Source organism: Colwellia psychrerythraea (genome assembly GCF_000764185.1).
Lineage (GTDB): Bacteria > Pseudomonadota > Gammaproteobacteria > Enterobacterales > Alteromonadaceae > Colwellia > Colwellia psychrerythraea_B.
In genome coordinates this window covers 74403-90955 of the sequence record NZ_JQEC01000015.1, presented here as the reverse complement: position 1 = coordinate 90955, position 16553 = coordinate 74403, and the positions used below count along the sequence as shown (strand labels likewise).

At 38.6% G+C, this 16553-nt stretch carries 14 protein-coding genes; 3 read left to right on the top strand and 11 right to left on the bottom strand.

The genetic code is table 11. The annotated features are described in order from the left end of the window. Positions 1-9: 9 nt before the first annotated feature. From ybeD to leuS, 11 genes are all read right to left on the bottom strand, one after another. The gene (ybeD, locus tag GAB14E_RS15280; RefSeq protein WP_033081603.1) at positions 10-273 is read right to left on the bottom strand and encodes a DUF493 family protein YbeD; all 264 of its coding nucleotides are present in this window, start codon (positions 271-273) and stop codon (positions 10-12) included. Positions 274-477: 204 nt separating this feature from the next. Then, the gene (locus GAB14E_RS15285) at positions 478-1677 is read right to left on the bottom strand and encodes a serine hydrolase (RefSeq protein ID WP_033081602.1); all 1200 of its coding nucleotides are present in this window, start codon (positions 1675-1677) and stop codon (positions 478-480) included. Positions 1678-1857: 180 nt separating this feature from the next. After that, the gene (locus tag GAB14E_RS15290) at positions 1858-2769 is read right to left on the bottom strand and encodes a septal ring lytic transglycosylase RlpA family protein (RefSeq protein ID WP_033081694.1); all 912 of its coding nucleotides are present in this window, start codon (positions 2767-2769) and stop codon (positions 1858-1860) included. A gap of 52 nt (positions 2770-2821) precedes the next feature. Beyond that, positions 2822-3937 (bottom strand): rod shape-determining protein RodA, encoded by a 1116-nt coding sequence (gene rodA / locus GAB14E_RS15295; RefSeq protein WP_033081601.1) that lies wholly within the window; start codon positions 3935-3937, stop codon positions 2822-2824. Next, positions 3937-5898, bottom strand: coding sequence for a penicillin-binding protein 2 (mrdA, locus tag GAB14E_RS15300; protein ID WP_033081600.1), 1962 nt, complete (start codon positions 5896-5898; stop codon positions 3937-3939). The genes rodA and mrdA overlap by 1 nt, the downstream gene beginning before the upstream one ends. 65 nt (positions 5899-5963) lie before the next feature. Next, positions 5964-6434 carry a 23S rRNA (pseudouridine(1915)-N(3))-methyltransferase RlmH gene (gene rlmH, locus GAB14E_RS15305; protein ID WP_033081599.1) on the bottom strand — a complete coding sequence of 157 codons (471 nt, stop codon included), beginning with the start codon at positions 6432-6434 and terminating at the stop codon, positions 5964-5966. A 178-nt stretch (positions 6435-6612) separates the two neighbouring features. After that, on the bottom strand, positions 6613-6933 hold the full coding sequence (rsfS, locus tag GAB14E_RS15310; RefSeq protein WP_033081598.1) for a ribosome silencing factor: 321 nt from the start codon (positions 6931-6933) through the stop codon (positions 6613-6615). 94 nt (positions 6934-7027) lie between these two features. Next, the gene (gene nadD, locus GAB14E_RS15315) at positions 7028-7708 is read right to left on the bottom strand and encodes a nicotinate-nucleotide adenylyltransferase (RefSeq protein ID WP_033081597.1); all 681 of its coding nucleotides are present in this window, start codon (positions 7706-7708) and stop codon (positions 7028-7030) included. Between the two features lie 73 nt (positions 7709-7781). Beyond that, positions 7782-8846, bottom strand: a complete 1065-nt coding sequence (holA, locus tag GAB14E_RS15320) for a DNA polymerase III subunit delta (protein ID WP_033081596.1) — start codon at positions 8844-8846, stop codon at positions 7782-7784. Positions 8847-8914: 68 nt separating this feature from the next. Next, positions 8915-9433, bottom strand: a complete 519-nt coding sequence (locus GAB14E_RS15325; RefSeq protein WP_052093556.1) for an LPS-assembly lipoprotein LptE — start codon at positions 9431-9433, stop codon at positions 8915-8917. Positions 9434-9481: 48 nt separating this feature from the next. After that, on the bottom strand, positions 9482-12073 hold the full coding sequence (leuS, locus tag GAB14E_RS15330; protein WP_033081692.1) for a leucine--tRNA ligase: 2592 nt from the start codon (positions 12071-12073) through the stop codon (positions 9482-9484). Between the two features lie 183 nt (positions 12074-12256). On the opposite strand from leuS, the gene GAB14E_RS15335 reads away from it, so the two are divergent. The 3 genes from GAB14E_RS15335 to GAB14E_RS15345 all read left to right on the top strand — a co-directional run bounded on the left by GAB14E_RS15335 (position 12257) and on the right by GAB14E_RS15345 (position 16214). Next, entirely contained in the window at positions 12257-12742 is a 486-nt protein-coding gene (locus tag GAB14E_RS15335) for a zinc ribbon-containing protein (RefSeq protein ID WP_033081595.1), read from the top strand. A 320-nt stretch (positions 12743-13062) separates the two neighbouring features. Beyond that, positions 13063-15480: a Lon protease family protein gene (locus GAB14E_RS15340; RefSeq protein WP_033081594.1), complete on the top strand. Its 2418-nt coding sequence runs from the start codon at positions 13063-13065 to the stop codon at positions 15478-15480. Between the two features lie 128 nt (positions 15481-15608). Next, entirely contained in the window at positions 15609-16214 is a 606-nt protein-coding gene (locus GAB14E_RS15345) for a hypothetical protein (RefSeq protein WP_033081593.1), read from the top strand. Positions 16215-16553: the final 339 nt, after the last annotated feature.

Sequence of the window (16553 nt, the reverse complement as noted above, 5' to 3'; positions counted from 1 at the left end):
TGTTGTTCACTATAAAACGTATCGTACTTGTTCAATCGCTGTTAACGTTTCATAGATAGTTTCAATGTGTTTTTTACTGGTAACGGTTACCGCAATAGAAACTGAGAGGTAAGTACCTTTCGAACTAGGCTTAATTTTGGGGGCATAATCACCAGGGGTATGCTTTTGTAGTTCAGCAATGATCAAGTCAGGCAACTCGTCACAGGCAAGGCCCATCACTTTAAAGTTTAATACCGTTGGGAAATCTAATAATTCATCAAAATGGGTTTTCATGGTCACTTACTTCTTTATCTAGCTAGGTTTGTACTTTGACGTCATTTTATCATCAATTATCATGGGCTGATATTGTTTTTATTCTCTGCCTTATACGTTTTTTGGTTAAGGCCATAAAAGTTTTCTTTAAGTGTATAGATTTTTTTCGAGGCAAAAACAAAAAAGCCTCAATAAAGAGGCTCTTATAGTTTGCTAATCAAGTTGTTAATTAGCAAACTGCAATTTAACATAATCTACTAAACGGCTGAACATACTACCTTCATTAACTTCTTCTAAAGTAACCAAAGGGTATTGAGCAATATCTTCATCATCAAGTTGTAAAAATAAAGTGCCAACTACTGTGCCTTTTGCTAAAGGCGCGGTCAGTTGTTTATTTAGCTCAAAATTTGCTTTCAAATTTTTACGTTGACCACGAGGAATGGTGATTGGCGTATCTGAAATAATGCCTAAATCGACATTTTCTTTGTCACCCATCCATACACGGTTGGCAATAAATTTTTCACCGGCTTTATATGGGGTGATTGTTTCAAAAAAGCGGAAACCATAGTTTAATAATTTTTTACTTTCTACTTTTCTTGCTCGTTCACTTGCGGTACCCATAACAACGGTAACTAAACGCATATCGCCTTTAGTTGCAGAGGTTACTAAACTGTAGCCAGCATTTGATGTATGGCCAGTTTTCATGCCGTCAACATTTAAGCTTTTGTCCCACAATAAACCATTACGGTTATACTGTTTGATATTATTATATTTGAATGATTTTTGTTTATAAATGGCGTACTCTTCAGGTACCTCTCGAATAAGTGCGATAGCTAACGTAGCCATATCTCTAGGCGTAGTCATATGAGAGTCGCTGTCTAAACCATGACTATTTTCAAAAAAGCTACTCGACATGCCCAATTGCTCAGCATGAGCATTCATTAAATCAGCAAAAGCACTTTCGCTACCGGCAATATGTTCAGCCATAGCAACACACGCATCATTGCCTGAGGCAACAATAATACCTTGGTTTAACAAGCTAACAGGTACTTCAGTACCAACTTCAATAAACATTTTAGATGAATCAGGAAAGTTCTTAGCCCAAGCATTTTCACTGATCATCACTTTATCAGTGTTTTTAATATTGCCGTTCTCAAGCTCTTTACCAATAATATAACTGGTCATTATTTTAGTTAAACTTGCCGGTGCTAACTGTGTATCGGCATTTTCTTCAGCAATGATTTTACCTGTGGTGTAATCAATTAAGATAAAACCTTTAGCGTTAATTTGTGGGGCGTCGGGAATAATAGTAATAGCATTAGCGGCTGGTGTAAGCACAACTGCAGCGCTTAACAAAGCGCCACTGAAAAAGGTAAATAATTTGTTGGCGTTAAATTTGCCAGAAAATCTTTTTGATTGGGTCATAGTGTTAGTCGTGTGTGAAAAGTAAGGAAAATCAACTGGACGAAAGTATACCACTTCTAAAAAGCTTGGCTATGGGCAAAAAATAGAAATGACCAATAATTTCGCAGAAAAGCTATTAAAAATGTAACAACTTTTATGAAATTTCATTTTATCTGTTTGCACAAACTATTTTTTAAGGCTTTATGGTGCTGTTCTGGGATAAGCATTAGGGTAACCATTTGCTTTTAACGACAGCAATAATGCATTTAATGTTGCAAGATCGCTGATAGGTCCCAATTGAATACGATATATGCCTTGCTTCTCAACATAACTACTGTCTTGTTTATATTGCGTCTTGAGCTTATTTGCTGTGCTAATCGCCAGCTCTTTTTTACTGGTGGCAAATACTTGAATGTAGGGGGTAGTAATGCCCATGACTATTTCTTTTGGGGTGCTCCCTTGCTTTGATTTTTCAGCCTTAATAACAGCAAGGACTGTTGGGTTAGCGTCAGGCGAAACTTTTTCAGTTGAAACCGGGTTTACTAATAGGGTTTTGACCTTACCTGTTTTTTTATCAAAATCAGTTATGGCAGTGATCTTGACCTCTGCAGTACCTGTTTTTAACATATCGAGCTTATAGGCGGCGCTGTAGGATAAATCGATAATCCGTGATTGATGAAACGGACCTCTGTCATTTACTCGCACGATGACTGATTTATCATTGGCAGTATTAGTCACTTTTAAATAAGTAGGCAAAGGTAAGTTTTTATGTGCTGCGCTCATGGCGTACATGTCATAGATTTCACCATTAGAAGTGAGATGACCATGGAATTTTTTGCCATACCAAGAGGCGGTACCGGTTTGTTCAAAACCATGAGCTGATGTTAATACTTTATAGGGCTTACCAAATACTTGATAATCTTTATTGCCACCACGACTATGTGCTTGTGCTCGTGGTAAAGCATCTTTTAACTCGGCTTGGCTGGGTAAACGTGTTGGTGTACTGTCATGTTTTTGTTGATAACGTCCAGAAGTACAGGCACTTAACAACGTTAGTGTTAATACTAAACTGAGTAAAATGAGTGCTTGCTTGTAAACTTTTATTCGATTCATATTTTCAATAACTTTCATAAAAGGAAATAGGGTGGCTTGTGGATTATTTTGCTTAAACGTGAAAACGTCGGTGAGTACTAATAGCCATTAACATGCCAAAACCTAACATCAGTGTCACCATGGATGTACCACCATAGCTGACTAACGGTAGTGGCACACCTACTACAGGTAATAATCCAGATACCATGCCAATATTTACAAACACATAAACAAAAAAAGTTAAGGTGAGACTACCAGCGAGTAATTTGGTGAAAGCGTGTTGTGCATTGACGGCAATCCACAAGCCGCGCATTACGACAAATAAATAGACGGCAAGCAGGGCGGCAACGCCAATTAAGCCAAACTCCTCACTAAAGACTGAAAAAATAAAGTCGGTATGGCGCTCAGGTAAAAACTCTAACTGTGATTGGGTGCCTTGCAGCCAACCTTTACCGTTAATACCACCGGAGCCTATGGCTATCTTTGATTGAATAATATGATAACCCGAGCCAAGTGGGTCTTGCTCTGGGTTTAAGAAAGTCATCACACGTTGTTTCTGATAAGGTTTCATCAAAAACATCCATAAAATGGGCACGAATGCAGAGGCTAAACCAAGACAAACACCAATTAGACGCCAACTTGCACCAGCAAGAAAGATAACAAAAATTCCGGAGCTGGCAATTAGCAGGGAAGTGCCTAAATCGGGCTGTTTAGCAATAAGTAAAGTGGGTAATAATACTAAGATAAAGGCGAGGATCACCGTCGATATTTTTACTGGTAAATTTTCTTGACTAACAAACCAGGCAATCATAATAGGCACTATCAATTTCATTATTTCAGACGGCTGGAATTTTATGAAACCCAAATCTAACCAGCGCTGTGCGCCTTTACCAACATGACCAAAGAGCAAAACGCCAACTAACATTAATAAACCTAAAACAAAAACAGGCACGGCCCATTTTCGATAAACCAGCGGCGGTATTTGCGCAACAATAAACATGCCTACAAGCGCGACACCGATACTTCTAGCTTTACGATATACAACGGCAGTTTCTTGCCCTCCAGCGCTATAAACAAGAAATAAACCTAATGCCAATAATGTCAAAAGCCCCAATAATAACGGCACATCTATATGAAGTCGCTGCCAAATGTTGTGGATTTTTTGTTGGTCTTGTCCGGTACTGCGCATCAGTCAGCCTCTTGTGATGTTTTTGCGATAACTGTAGGGGACTTGGCTTTTATTTTAGACAATTGACTGGTAATCACTCTATCGCCGAAATACTGGTCCATAATCTGTCTAGCCACTGGCGCAGCATTAGTAGCACCACCACCTTTAGCGACATTTTCAATGGCTACCGCAATAACAATTTCAGGTTTTTCAAAAGGCGCAAAAGCAATAAACATAGCGTTATCACGTTTGTTTTCTGAGGTGGATTTAGCATCATACTTCTCACCTTGTTTACGTCGAGCTACTTGTGCCGAACCAGTTTTACCTGAAGCATCATAGGTACTGCCTTTAAATGGTTTATGAGCTGTAGCACCAAATTTCTGTACGGTATTATGCATAGCGTTTAGTACGGTGTCCCAATTCTTTTCATTTCTAAGTTTTAAGGGCGCACGGGGCTCATATTCAATTGGTGTAATTTGATGATACGCATTGCCACTACTCTCAATAATTAATTCACTTTTTGCCTTGAGTAAATGAGGGATTTTTCGTTCACCTCGGTTTACCAAAGTGGTTAAGGCTTGTGTTAATTGTAGTGGTGTTACTGTCCAAAAACTTTGCCCTATACCAACAGAAAGCGTTTCGCCTGTGTACCAAGATTTATTGTATCGAGCACGTTTCCAAGCAACACTGGGCATAATGCCTTTATTTTCTTCGTGGATATCGAGACCGGTATAATCACCAAAACCGAATTTTTCCATCATATCGCTGATTTTAGTAATGCCTAATTTAAAAGCGAGATCATAAAAATAGATGTTACAAGACTGCTCAATAGCCTTGGTCAAATTAACCTTGCCATGACCCCAAGGTAGCCAGTCACGATATTTATTAGGTAGACCATTTAACTGATACCACCCCGGATCGTTAACTTCAGTTGTCGGGGTAATTACATTCTCTTCCAAACCCGTCAGAGCAAGAAAAGGTTTGACGGTTGAAGCTGGAGGATAACCACTTTGCACACTGCGGTTAATAAGTGGTAAATCTTTTGATTCGAGTAACTTTTTATAGTTTTTAGTGCTGATACCATGAACAAATAAGTTACCGTCGTAACTCGGATTGGAATACATGGCTAATATACCGCCTGTTCGAGGGTCCATGGCAACAATAGCGCCACGCTTACCAGACAAGGCGCGTTTAGCAATCATTTGCAATTCAATATCTAAGGTTAAAGTAAGATCTTTACCAGGTACTGGTGGTGTGTAATTTAAGGTACGAATCACTCGTCCTTGGTTATTAACTTCTACTTCTTGATGGCCAATGGTGCCGTGCAGCATATCCTCATAGTACTTTTCAATACCGAGCTTGCCGATACCGTAAGTGGCGGCGTAGTTTTCAGCTTTACCAGCTTGCTCTAATTTATTGGCATCTTTTCTATTTATTCGCGCCACATAACCAAGGTTATGGGTGGTTAAATCGGAAAAAGGGTAATAGCGCTTTAAGCGGGCATTAACAAAAATGCCTGGATATTTATGTTGATTTACCGAGAATAGCGCAACTTGTTGGTCACTTAAACGGGAATGTAATTCGACAGGTTTGAAACGACGTTTACGTTTCATAGATTTAAAAAACTTATTTTGTCGATCGGCGCTGATATTAAGTAACTGACTAACTTGTTCTATGCTAGTTTTAATATCACCAACATCTTCGGCGATAACTTCTAAACTATAAACCGGTTTATTATCGGCGAGTAATACACCATTCCGGTCATAGATTAATCCACGGTTTGGCGCTACCGGTAATAGCTTGATACGGTTAGAATTTGAACGTGTTTGGTATTTCTCGAATGACTCTACTTGTAGGGTATAGAGATTGGCAAAGAGCAGCAGTAATACCAAGACAACGACGGCAAAGGCAATAAAGGTACGTCGGGCAAATAAGTTTGCTTCAGCGGAGTGGTTACGTATAGCAACACGACGTGGAGACATCAGCGCACTCGATTAAACATAAGTCTATTTACTAAAAGTATCGCCAAAGCATTTTTTAACAAAAGTTATTCTCTATGGTATGGGTGGTTAGTGTTTACACTCCAAGCACGATACAGGCTCTCTGCAATAAGTATTCGTACCATTGGGTGAGGAAGCGTTAGCGCCGATAACGACCACTTTTGCTCAGAAGCTTTAATACAAGCAGGTGCTAATCCTTCAGGGCCCCCAACAAGTAATGCAACATCTCTGCCATCAAGTTGCCAGCTTTCTAGTTGCTTTGCAAGTTTTGGTGTTGTCCAAGGTTGCCCTTCGACTTCTAAAGTGACAATGCGGTTGCCTTTAGGGATAGCAGCCAGTAATAATTCACCCTCTTTAGCGAGGATGCGTGTTATATCCGCATTTTTACCACGTTTACCTGCTGGGATTTCTACTAAATTAAAGCTTAAATCACGAGGAAAACGGCGACTGTACTCAGCAAAACCTTGGCTAACCCATGCAGGCATTTTGCTACCAACGGCATATAAAGTGAGTTTCATAAGAGTAGTTTTAGTTGATTATTTAAAGGAGATTATATTAATTACAGGGCTTAAAATTGTAAAATCATAACTGTTGAGTAAAATAACGAGGGCAGGTGGTTGATAGAGTAATAACACTCTATTTAAATTGACACCAACGCAGCACTCGTTTTATTACTAGGCAAAGTTAATAAGTAACTTATTCAGCCCAAAGTTGCTCAAGGTTATACTTATCACGTTGTTCATCGGTCATAACATGAACAATTATATCGATTAAATCGACTAATGCCCATTCACCAACATCATTGCCTTCCATGCCGCGCGGTTCAATTCCCGCAGCACGACATTCCATCGCTACAGATTGAGCAATAGATTTTACATGGCGGTTTGAGTTACCTGAACAAATAATCATGTAATCAGCAAAGCTTGCTTTGTCGCTAATATTAAGGGCAATGATGTCTCTGCCTTTCATGTCTTCAAGTTTTTCTATGACAAATGCTTTAAGTTGTTCAGTTTGCAAGGGGCTATTCCTATCGTTAATCGTAACTTTTGATGCGCTCTTTTAGAAGCGACAATATATAATATTGCAATATTAACACTTTTTACGCGCAGGGTTAACGGTAAAGCTTATTTTTGTGAATATATTCTGAAATTTCTGGCATCAGTTGTAAATTCCAGCTTGTTTTGCTCACTAAATGATGGCGGATTTGTGTGGATGAAACATCAAATAAGTTTGTTTTAGCAAAGTATATATTACCGGATTCAACATTTTTCAGCTCAGCTAAATTAGAAGTTTGATGTTTTTTTAGTAAGGCTATTGTCGCTTGATTTAACTGTTCAAAGGCATAGTTAGGCCTGCTATTAACGATTAAGTGACATAAAGTCAAAATTTCTCGATATTGATACCAATGGGTAAAAGTCATCAGTGAATCCATACCGATAATAAAATACAAAGGTCGGTTGGGATTTTCTTTTTTTAACGCGGTAAGGGTATCTACCGTATAAGAGTGGCCTGAGCGTTTTAATTCTCGTTGGTCACAAGAAAATAGTGTACTGCCATGACAAGAAATTTCTACCATCGTAGCGCGTTGCTGTGCACTTGCATGGGGAACAAGCTCCTGTGAAGTTTTGTGGGGAGGAATATGTGCAGGTATTAATAGTACTTTTTTCAAATCTAACTCATCAGCCACTGCTTGAGCTGATTGAGTATGGCCTAAATGGATTGGGTCAAAAGTTCCGCCTAAAATTCCTATTCCAGGTTTTAGTGGACTCAATTGCTTATTTTGATTAGCCATTAAGTTTGTCTCAGTGTAATTATCAGAGTTAAGCTAGCTACAGTTAAATTATCATCGCTAATTGAGCCATAGTTTAGCCATAGTTAAGACTAAAGGCAGCTGTTTTTTCACCGTGATACAAGGTGATACATAAATCAGCTAACAAAATAAAAATATTAAACTCACTGCTGGTTTTACTCAATAAGTCTATGTCTGCAATGCGTATCATGGCACGTTTGACATTAGCAAGTTTGATGTGTGTTAGTGCGTGTTGGTACAAAGGTTTACGTTTGTCCCAGATACGGTATTGCTTATAAACATTGGCAATGCCTTCACCTTGCTCTAATTGATTTAGCATGGTGTACAACTGATTTACTTCTTTATGGAAAATCCAAATTAGTTGTGCGGGAGCCATACCTTCTTGTTGTAGCTGATCAAGCATGGTTATACATTTAGCGCAGTCCCCTTTTAGTAACGCATCGATAACTTGAAAAGGGTTAAACTTTGCCTGTTTTAGAATTAACTGCTCTGCTTGTTCAATACTAATAGGTTGAGAGCCAAAAAGTAGCGCTAGTTTATCTAACTCTTGGCCGAGGGCGAGTAGATTACCTTCAAACAGTTCTGTTAACAGCGCGTTTAATTCGGCAGATATGGTGAGTTGTCGTTGCCTTGCTTGATTGTTCAACCATTGCGGCATGGCTTTCAACTCAATATCGTACAAGGGCAAGTAACAGCCCAATTGAGCCAGGCTTTTAAACCATTTTCTATTTGCGCTAGCCGCATCAAGTTTCGCACCATGGAAAATAAACATCACATCCTGTGGTGCATTATTGCTATTGAAGTCTTGTATTAAGCGTTCAGCCAAAGCTAATAGCGCTTTGTTGCCAGCATCACCTACTTTTACAGTTGTTAGCTCAACTTCAATAATGCGTTGGCTGGCAAAAAGGCTTAACGCTTGGTACTCGTCAAGTAACTGTTGCCAATCAAAGCTAATGTCACTGCTAAAGCGAATGATTTCACTAAAGCCTTGTTTTTTTGCATGGCTTTTAATAACAGCTAGGCTGTTATCCTTTTGCCAAGGCTCATCTCCAAAAACTAACCAAACCGGTTTAAAACCCTGTTGTAGGGTATTGTCTAGCTGGTTATGGTAAATTTTCATGAAAACCTTATAGAGATGTTGCAGCAAGTTATGATGCTAACAAATGTATTATTGCTAAAAACGAATTACTAGCGTTGTATTCTTGCTAAATCACGTAATATTTTATCTGCGGCCGAGGTTCTCATTTCACTTAATAATAGTGATAACTCACGACTTTTTGCGAGGGCAAGGTTAGGATCGTCTTGGTAATCGCGATACAGCTCAAAGCGGAACTCTTGAGCATCTTCACCAGTAAAGCGCACTTGATAATGTACTGAATAAATCAATTCATATTCAGCCACTTGACCGTTAGAGAAAAGTGACAAGGTGCGTCTGTCTAATTTATCAGAAATTATACGTAATTCAGGTATGTCAGCTTTAGAGTGTTTTAATACTTTAACTTGGTTGCGCGTTAAGTTTAGTTTAACTAAACGTGTCAACTCACCATGGACATCAGTTGAGCTCAAGTAAAGTGTTTGCAATTCATCATCAAGTAGATAATCACCACGCAGTTGAAAACCACAAGCTGACAATAAGCTTGTGGTTAACAGGGCTATAGCAAAAGTTCTAATGGTTAAGCTTTTAATGGCAAGGCTTAATTTATACATTTGTTATTTACCCTTAATGGCGGACACAGGTTGATTAGGTGTAACAAACTAGTTAGCGACAATATTAAGTAACTTACCTGGAATATAGATAACTTTGCGTATGGTATTACCGTCAGTAAATTTCAATACACTTTCATCATTTAAACCCAAGACTTCAACATCTTCTTTGCTTGCATCAGCGGCGACAGTTATTTTTGCACGTAACTTACCATTTACTTGTACAATGATTAACTTTTCATCTTCTACCATAGCGCTGTCATCAACAACAGGCCAAGTGGCATCTTCAACATTTACATCACTACCACCAACTAATTGCCATAAATGATGACAAAGATGTGGGGTAATTGGCGTTAACATTAATACTACAGCACGAACAGCTTCTTGCATTATCGCTTTGTCTTCATCACTTTCTAATTTAGCTTTACCTAAGTGATTCATCAACTCCATGATGGCCGCAATAGCCGTATTGAAAGTATTACGACGACCAATATCGTCAGTAACCTTAGCAATTGTTTTGTGTAACTCACGGCGTAATTTTTTCTGATTAGCGTTTAAGGTTAAATCAGCAAGGTTAGCAATGTCTGCTCCTTTAGTTGTTTCAACAAAGTCAGTCGCTAGTTTATAAACACGCTTAACAAAGCGGTGCGCACCTTCAACACCGGCATCAGACCATTCTAGGGTTTGCTCTGGCGGCGAAGTAAACATGATAAATAAACGTACAGTATCTGCACCGTACTTTTCTATCACTTCTTGTGGGTCAATGCCGTTGTTTTTAGACTTAGACATTTTGCTCATACCGGCAGAAAGCACTGGCAGACCATCAAGTTTACTGATTGAAGAAGTTACATTGCCTTTCTCATCACGTTCTGAAGTAACATCACTTGGTGCAATCCATTCTTGTGCGCCATTATCAGCTTCACGGTAATAAGTCTCTGCTAATACCATGCCTTGACATAAAAGCTTTTTAAATGGTTCATCACAATCTACTAAACCAACATCACGTAATAATTTATGGAAAAAACGTGAGTAAAGTAAATGTAAAATAGCATGCTCAATACCACCAATGTATTGATCTACCGGTAACCAATAGTTGGCTTTGGCAGGATCAATCATTTGTGTATCGTCATTCGGTGAACAATAACGCGCGTAATACCATGAAGATTCCATGAAGGTATCAAAGGTATCCGTTTCACGTAATGCTTCTTCACCGTTATAGGTGGTTTTTGCCCACTCTGGGTCGGCTTTAATCGGTGATGTTGTGCCGTTCATTACGACATCTTCAGGTAACACTACCGGTAATTCATTTGTCGGTACTGGTACTGACTCACCATTAGCAAGGTTCATCATTGGGATTGGCGTGCCCCAGTAACGTTGACGAGAAACGCCCCAATCACGTAAACGATAATTAGTTTTTATCTTGCCTTTGTTTTCACTGGTTAGTTTTTCGCTAATTGCAGTAAAAGCTTGCTCAAAACCTAAGCCATCAAATTCACCTGAATTGATTAAGGTAGACTTCTCAGTAATGGCAGCAGTGTTAATATCATCGCCTTCTTGACCAGCAATAACTTGTTCTATAGCTAAACCATATTTAGTGGCAAACTCGTAATCACGTTGGTCATGACCCGGTACCGACATTACAGCGCCTGAGCCATAATCCATTAATACAAAATTCGCAGCCCATACTGGCACTAATTTATCAGTAAGCGGGTGAATAGCTTTAAGACCCGTATCAACACCTTTCTTTTCCATTGCAGCCATATCGGCTTCAGTGGTTTTACTACCTTTACACTCTTCGATAAAAGCAGCTAATTCAGTATTCGTTTTTGAGGCAGCTAATGCTAGCGGATGCTGAGCAGCAAGCGCGACATAAGTAACACCCATTAACGTATCTGGACGTGTAGTGTAGATATCAAATTTTTCATCTGAATCGGCAACTTCAAAAGTCATCTCAACACCTTGAGAGCGACCAATCCAGTTACGTTGCATAGTTTTTACTTGTTCAGGCCATTCAGTTAACTGGTCTAAATCATTCAGTAACTCTTCAGCGTAATCAGTAATTTTGATAAACCACTGTGGTATTTCTTTACGTTCAACCTTTGCGCCAGAGCGCCAACCGCGACCATCAATAACTTGCTCATTTGCTAATACAGTTTGATCAACAGGATCCCAGTTTACTGTAGCATTTTTCTTATACACTAAACCTTTCTCAAAAAGTTGAGTAAAGAACCATTGCTCCCAACGGTAGTAATCAGGTTTACAGGTTGCTAACTCACGACCCCAGTCATAACCAAAACCAAGCGATTGCAGTTGATTACGCATATAATCAATGTTTTCGTAGGTCCACTTTCCTGGCGCGGTCTTATTTTTAATCGCTGCATTTTCAGCAGGTAAACCAAAAGCATCCCAACCCATAGGTTGCATGACGTTTTTGCCTTGCATACGCTGGTAACGAGAAATTACATCACCTAAACTGTAATTACGCACATGACCCATGTGTAATCGACCGCTAGGGTAAGGGAACATAGCTAAGCAATAAAACTTTTCTTTGTCCGGATTTTCAATAGCTTGAAAGGTGTTGTTATCAGTCCAAAATTTTTGTACTGTTGCTTCAATCGCTTGAGGATTATAAATGGCTTCCATTAAGGTTTTCTCGAATGCTTTTAAGGTGTTATCAACTCGACTACTAGACAATATATATTTGCCTGAATAGTGAAGGAGCCGACGTTAGATTATCGCAGTAGAATACCTTATCTAGCTGGGTAACAACAAGCATATATTTCAACTTTTCCTATACTTAAACCTGAACACTTGAGGGAAATACTAATGGCACATCAAAATGATTACTTTGCTGATATATATCGAAAACTTAACAACTGGTTAGTTGAAGTAAAAGCGGAGCAAAAGCCACACATTGACGAGTTTATTAAACAGGCAAAATTGTATGCGGGCGCCGCTGAGACTATGTCAGAAGAAAAGCTGAAACAATTTGTTGATAATTTAAAGTATGACTTACGTGACTTTTATCAATTAAATAGAACCCAAGCTGAACACTCGCTCTACTTGGGGTTATTAAGTGAAACACTGTGGGATAATCTCGCCAAATTAACCGATAAATCGCAAGTCGAATGGGCAGAACTTATTGAAGACTTTAATCATGATGGTTTATATAAAAGTGGCGATTTCATTGGATTTGGTGAACTGCAATGTGAACAATGTGATGAAAAAATAACTATTATGCATTTTAGTGAAATCGCTGACTGTGCTCATTGTGGTTCAACTGATTTTATTCGCCTACCGCTCATGCCTTAACCTTAATACCTATGCATAAATTGGTTTTAAAGCAGCTATGTTGGGATGTCTGTGCTAACTATGCACTTCATAGCCTGCTTTCTTAAGGCAATGAAAATGACTAAAGGAGATTGCTTGAACATGAGTTAGCTCAGGCTTACTGAAATACACATTTGTTAGTCGTTGGGCTAAAGAAGTAGAACGGTTATATAATCAACTTGTTAGCGAAAAAGTTAGCAAGTACACTAACACTAAATTTTGATACGATAATATTTTCAATATACCCTTAGATACTTTATTTATTAGGAGCGAGACTCAAAAACGCTCTTTAAAGGACTTACATGACTAAAACTGCTATTTGCTCTGCAGATCAAACTCTTCTTGGTGTTGATGATCTCACTTCTCCTTTATCAGCTTCATTATTCGCCCAAACTAAAAAATCAACCAGTAAAATCAATGATTCTTGCGTGCAAGGCTTTGTTGGCCATGAGCGGGCAAAGGAAGCGTTGGAATTTGGTTTATCTATGTCAGCACTCGGTTTTAATGTTTTTGCTCTGGGTGAGCACGGCACTGGTCGACAGACACTAATTAAGCAGATGTTAACCTCGCTTGCTAGTGCAAAAACAACACCTGATGAGTGGTGTTATACTAATAATTTTGACGAAAGTCATATTCCATTAACGCTGTCAATGAAGCCTGGAGACGGTAAGCAATTATTGAAAAGTATGAATAAGTTTATTGATGCTTTACTCAGCTTATTTCCTGAAGTTTTTGATAACCCAAAATATCAAAGACAAAAGTCAGCCATTGATAGAGAGTTTAATCAAAAATACGACCAAGCAATTTCTGTAGTAGAAGAGTTGGCTTTAAAAGATGACGTTGTTTTATATGAAGAAAATGGTGAGGTGGGCTTTTCGCCTTTAGTTGAAGGTAAGCCGCTAAATGATAAGGAGTTCTCTAACTTAAATGAAACGGACAGGGCTAATTTTTATAAATCATTAAATGAATTAGAAAATGTACTTTCTGAGCAATTATTAGAGTTACCGCTATGGAAAAGGTTGTCTTTTGATCAATTAAGAAAGCTTAAAAATGATACTGCTGAGCAAGCCATTCAGCCTTATATTACTGAATTAGAAAAAGAGTTTAATAAGAATAAAGACGTATTAAAGTATTTAAGTAAAGTGAAAGGCCATGTGGTCGATGCAGTCTTAGAAATTTTAGTTACTGATTCTGATGATACACCTACAGACAAAGAGCTACGCAAGTTAATGGTTGAGCGTTTTCTACCTAACTTACTGGTGACACACGATGAAACTCAAGGCGCACCTATTGTTTATGAGCAAAACCCCACGTATCAAAATTTATTTGGACATGTTGATTTTGCTAGCTTTCAAGGGGGAAGTTATACCAGTTATCGTTTAATCAGACCCGGTGCTTTACATAAAGCTAATGGTGGTTACTTATTATTAGATGCTGATAAAGTATTAAGTCAACCTATGGTGTGGTCGCGCTTGAAGCTGGCCTTAAAAACTCAGCAAATAACCATTGAAAATCCTTATTCAGAATATGGCCAATCAAGTGGCTATAGCCTACAACCAGAAAAAATCCCTCTGCAAGTAAAAGTAGTGTTACTTGGTGATGCCGAGATTTATTATACCTTGCAAGACTATGATCAAGAGTTTACTGAGCTATTTAGAGTGTTAGCTGATTTTGACCGTCATCTTGATAAAACGGATAGTAATTTAATCGCTTTTGGCCAATTAATCAGGCAACGCGCCGATAAACATAATTACCCTGAGGTAAGCAATGAGGCTGTGTTAGAGCTTGTACGTTATGCACTTAGACGCGGCGAGCATAAACATAAGGTTTCAGCCAATATAGTGCAGGTTAATGATTTACTTGATGAAGCAAACTACTGTTGGCAGAAGCAAGGCAGTGAAGGGCCACTATCTGCTCAGCATATCGCTTTGGCACAAACAGCGAGAAAACGTCGTATTGGCCGTTTAAGTGAAACTTGGCTCAGTGAAATTAAAGAGCAACAAGTATTAATCAGCACTGAAGGTGAGTTCGTTGGTAAAGTTAATGGTCTAACGGTACTTGAGATAGGTGATAGTGTTTTTGGTACCCCTGCACGGATAACGGCAACCGTTTATGCGGGTAGTGAAGGTGTAACCGATATTGAGCGTGAAGTAGATTTAGGCAAGTCAATTCACTCAAAAGGGGTGTTACTATTAACGGGATATTTAGGTCATAAATATGGGCAAACATTTCCTGTTACTATTTCAGCTAATATTGCCATTGAACAATCTTATGGCCATATTGATGGCGACAGCGCGTCTATGGCTGAACTCTGTGCCCTTATTTCGGCCATTACCTTATTGCCTATAGATCAAAGTTTAGCTATTACAGGTTCAATAAATCAACATGGTGAAGTGCAATCAATTGGCGGGGTTAACGAGAAAATAGAAGGTTTTTTCCAATTATGTCAAGACAAAGGGTTAACGGGAAAACAAGGGGTGATTATACCTAAAACTAATGTCATCCATTTAATGCTTAATGATGAAGTGTTAGGTGCCGTCGCTCGCGGTGAATTTAGCATACATGCTGTTGAAAGCATTGATCAAGCATTACAGTTATTAATGAATGTTGATGCTGGTATCATTAGCCGAACAGGTCGTTACCCGCGTAAATCTATTCATGGTTTAGCCCTTGATAAGCTCGAGAGCTTTGCTGATATACTCAATGGCCCTGAGGAATAAGACTAACGTACCATTATTGAGGTCGAAATATGCACGTCTACTGCTTAATAATTGCACTCTTGTTGGCCTTTTGTTATTGTAATTAGCATAAAAATAACAGGCGGTATTAATCAGGCGGCACTAACAAAATGGAATTCTCTACAGAAGAGTTGAATTTCTTCAATGATGTGTTTACCGAAACATCATCAGAGCAGATGATGAGTGATTCTCAACATCAACTCAGTATAAAAACGGATGTACCTCAATATTTACAGCAAATCCTAGTGGGCAGTAAACTGACACTTCTGGCTGAAGTTAGTCATTATCAATTGTGGTTCCCTGTTTCTTTGTCAATTAATAAGCAGGGTGACTTTTTACCCAGCTTAGGTACCCCTGAAATAATCGATGTCAAAGGCAATGAACGTAGTTGGCGAGTTAATACTCCAAAAAATGTTGCACTCGTTGACGTCTTTCATGATCAAGAAATTGAAGTTTTGTCACTTTCTGCTACAGGATTAACGCTGAAAATTCCTAACTCTAAAAAGAATGTTATAAATCTACAGCAGTCTTCCTTAGAAATGAGTTTAGCAGGTGAAAAGCCGCTTAAGCTTGAGCTTGACTTGGTTCGACACGAGAAAGATGTTGTCGCAGCCAAGTTTAAAGACTTACAAAAGGGTAGGGAATCATTAAGGAAATTTCTATTTAACTCACACAAAAGTAAATACTCGAACCTTTATCAAGATATTATTTTATAAAATAACTTGTTAATTGTCTGAGGAGCTGTATAATGCGCGCCTCGATGACAGAGTGAATGATTTTTACTCTGCGTTAGTCCAAAATGACTTACTTATACCAACTATCAAATAGTTAAATGGATGTATAAGTATATCGAGATGAGTGGGGTTTTACCGCCCAATAGACTTGCCCAGCTAATTCGCCCCTAGAATTAGCAAGAAATATAGCGTAAATAAAACGCTATGCGCCTAAAGTCTTCCTGGTGGTTTCCTCGTATATATTTTACGCAGGTTAAGACTTAGCAATTTAAATCAAATGCTATTAAGTGCAGCTAATTAACAGCCGTTAATTTGGCGGCA